This window comes from Bacillus pseudomycoides DSM 12442, from assembly GCF_000161455.1.
GTDB classification, from domain to species: Bacteria; Bacillota; Bacilli; order Bacillales; family Bacillaceae_G; genus Bacillus_A; species Bacillus_A pseudomycoides.
This window is the reverse complement of sequence record NZ_CM000745.1, coordinates 4,997,557-5,001,372: the sequence shown is the minus strand read 5'-3', so window position 1 is coordinate 5,001,372 and position 3,816 is coordinate 4,997,557. Positions and strand designations below refer to the sequence as shown.

Annotated in this window: 2 protein-coding genes; both read right to left on the bottom strand. The window is 38.8% G+C overall.

Annotated elements, in window-relative coordinates; translation table 11 throughout:
- A partial coding sequence (locus tag BPMYX0001_RS25385) for a condensation domain-containing protein (protein WP_033799368.1) occupies positions 1 to 1,266 on the bottom strand: 1,266 nt, incomplete at its 3' end.
- A gap of 29 nt (positions 1,267 to 1,295) precedes the next feature.
- On the bottom strand, positions 1,296 to 3,816 hold a 2,521-nt coding region (locus BPMYX0001_RS25380; protein WP_157753639.1), incomplete at its 5' end, for a condensation domain-containing protein.

Genomic DNA, 3,816 nt, shown 5'->3' with positions numbered 1-3,816 from the left:
AAGATAAACAGGCAGTCTTTTAATGAGCTCTTTAGGATAGACAGCTCCGTTATATGTTATTTTTCCTTTTAACTCTTCACCTGCATGAAGCTGAATCGTCAAGTCATAGTTTGTCTGTTCGTAGGCTTCCATTCCTGTTACAGTAAATCCAATCCCCCCCGTAGCATGTTCTACTTGCTCCGAAGAGTTTACTGGATAATTTTCAAAAGCCATAATATGGTCAAATAACATACCTGATACTTCCCCATTGCTTTGAATATCCGCAAGTGATAAATAATCATATTTTCCAGCAAGCAGGGATTGCTCTTGAACTTTTTTAATTAATCCCACCATCGTTTCTTCTTCAGTAGCTGAAATCCTAACAGGAATAGTATTAATAAACAATCCGACAATCTTTTCAACCCCATAAATTTCTGAAGGTCTTCCCGAAACAACAGAGCCGAAAACTACGTCTCTTGTATCATTTAATTTTTGCAGGAGAATACCCCAGAATGTTTGAATAAGCGTATTCATCGTAACCTGATTCATATTGGCCAACTGCTGTAACTGCCCCGTAAGAGATTCTCCCAGTCCAAAATGCAACTCTTCTCTAACATTTTCTGAAGAGTTAGATAGCTTATGATAAGGAATTCCCGATATCTCTTTATATTCGTGAAGATAGTTCTTCCAGAAAGATCTCGCCTCTTCTTCATTTTGTTCATCAAGCCACCTAATAAAGGAGCTGTACGGGATTGTTTTTTCAACTTTTACTGGAAGATTATTAAGATACATATGATAGAAATTGAATAAATCACTTAAAACAACATCCATACACCAGCCGTCCATCAGAATATGATGGCTGCTTATCAGTAGTAGATTTGTACTTTCTCCCGTTTTAAAAAGAGAAAACCGAATAAGCAGATCCCGGGAGAGGTCAAAACCTCTCTCCCGGTCTTTCTCTTTATATTCCTTTAGGTAAGCCGAACGTTGTGCCTCAGGCATACTTGAAATATCCTCAGTATAAACTGATGCTTCTCTGTTCTTTAATACAATCTGCATCGGACGCTTTATTTTTTCATATAAAAATATAGTTCTTAAAACATCATATTTTTCTATGAGAGCATTAACACCAGCTATTAGAAAATCTATGTTCACAGAACCTTCTATATCAAAGGACAGTTGTTCAAAATACACTTGATTTTTCTGATCTTTAATTGTGTGAAATAACATTCCTTGCTGCATGGGGGATAACCGATAAATATCCTTGACGTTTTTTCTGTCAAACATCTACTTCACTCCTAATTTATTTATCTAGGCTATTTTTTTGATTCGAAAACTTCAAAAATATTGTCCAACTCGTCTAGAGTCATATCATTCTCACTGAAATCACTTGGAGTAAGCTCGATTTCATCTTTTTCGCTACAAAACTTCATCAGAGCAACTAGATTTTGACGATAAAGGCTTCCCAGCATCTTAATAGTGCTCTTCCTAAAGACCTTTGGATTGTAGCTGATATTAATCTGTAAAACTCCTCCTACGACCATTCCATTCCATTCAAGTAAATGCTCCTGATGGTTCTTTCCGCTAATTTGTCGGCCCATCGGCATGCTGGAGTAGAGTTGAACATCGTCTTCTTCAAAAGCTCCAAGGTAGTTAAAACTAATTTCAGGATCTATCGTCTTTCCTATAGCTACACTTGAATTTAAATACTTGAAAACTCCATATCCAGCTCCCTTTTTTGGTATCTTTCGGAGGGTCTCTTTAACAGTCTTAATAACAGATGCCATATTGCCTGAATCCAGTTCAAAGATGACAGGGAATATGCTTGTAAACCACCCTACCGTTCTGCTTAGATCCATTCCATCTATCAACTCTTCTCTTCCATGACCTTCCAGACTAACGACCAGAGCATTCTCTCCTGTCCACTCCTTTATTGTCATTGCGAGAGCAGCTAGAAGAAGATCATTAATTTCTGTCTGAAATACCTTGTGTACCTCAGTTAAAAGCATGATGGTTTCATTTTTGTTTAACGATATCCCTTCTATTTGTAAATCTTCATATAGATGCCTACCTGAATACTGATAGTCTTTAGGCAACATTGGTATTGTCTTAGACTGAATGTTTCTCCAATAAACAACCTCTTTTTCATTTTTGCGGCTTGGTACGTATTGAGCAAGTCCATTAGCCCAATCCTGATAAGAAGTTGTTTTTGCCGGAAGAGAATCATCCCCTTTTTCATATAGGCGGTAAAAGTCCTCAATAAGGATCCTCCATGATACTCCGTCTATTATTAGGTGGTGAATGACGATTAGCAAATGGCTACCTTCTTCTGTGTTGAATACTGCCAGCTTGAAAAGCGAGCCATTAGAAAACTGGATGCTGCCCTGTATTCGATTTGCCTCCTTCTCAATTAAAGAAACAGAATTTTCCATGCCCCTAAAATCAAAGTTTTTTACAGTGCACTCAATCCCCTGTATTCCCCGATTATGCTGAGAGGAAGAATCCAAAGAAAAAGCAATCCGCAATGCATCATGATGCTCGCACAGTTTTCTGAAGCAGTTCTCTATCAATTCAGGCTCCCATCCTTCTTTCCTAAACAGCATCATCGATTGATTAAAGTGCTCTGGCCTTTCAAATTCCTGTTCTAAAAACCAATGCTGTATAGGAGTGAGAGGAACTGTTCCCTCAATTGCACTCTGTTTGGCTTCTGTCTGGAAAGACTCAATAAATGGACTCAATTCATATATAGTTGGATTTTTAAACATTTCCATCATGTTCAGCTTTAAATTGAGTTCATTTAACCTTGCAGCGATCTGAATGGCTTTAATAGAGTCACCTCCCAGTTCGAAGAAATTATCATGGATCCCTACACGCTCCACCCGTAGAACTCCCTTCCATACATCTGCAAGCAGCTTCTCCATTTCAGAGAGAGGTGCAGCGTACTCCGTTCCTTCGTCCATCGTAAAATCAGGTTCTGGAAGAGATTTCTTATCTATTTTCCCATTAGGTGTAAGCGGTAGAGAATTCAGCCTTATAAAGTATGAAGGGATCATATATTCAGGCAGCTCTTTCTGCAGGTGCTGGCGCATCTCTGTAACCATCCAGTCTCTCTCAGAAACGACATAGGCACATAAATTACGATCTTTGAGAACAACGACTGCTTCTTTGACAAAAGCATGTTCGGTCAGCTTGGTCTCTATTTCTCCCAATTCAACTCGGTAGCCCCTGACTTTTACTTGCTCATCATTTCGGCCTAAAAACTCTATATTTCCATCGGACAGCCAGCGAACAACATCTCCCGTTCTATAAATCTTTTCATTCACTTGATATGGATTAACAATGAAACGCTCCTTTGTCATATCTCCTCTGTTTAAATACCCGCGCGCTACTCCTTCTCCTCCTATAAAGAGTTCTCCCGGAACTCCTATAGGTTGCAACTGGAGGTCTTTATTAAAGATATAAACACGCTTATTGGCAATTGGTTTTCCAATCACCACTTTATTCAGCTCTGGACTGCATTCGCCAATAGTAGCATCCACTACTGTTTCAGTAGGTCCGTATGCATTTAAAAATTTCCTGTTTCTTCCCCATACTTTCACCAGATCTACAGGTAACGCTTCCCCGCTGGTGCTTAACGTATGTAAATCTGGCAGTTCAGCAAACGGAAGTGCTTTTAACATGGATGGGGGAATAAAAGGAATTGAATTTATCGCGTTTTCTTCCAACCATTTAACAAACTCTTGCCCAGAAAGAAAAATCTCCTTATCACAGATATAAAGAGTAGCACCCGATAATAGCGTATGAAAAATATCTCCCACAGAAGCATCAAAACTATAA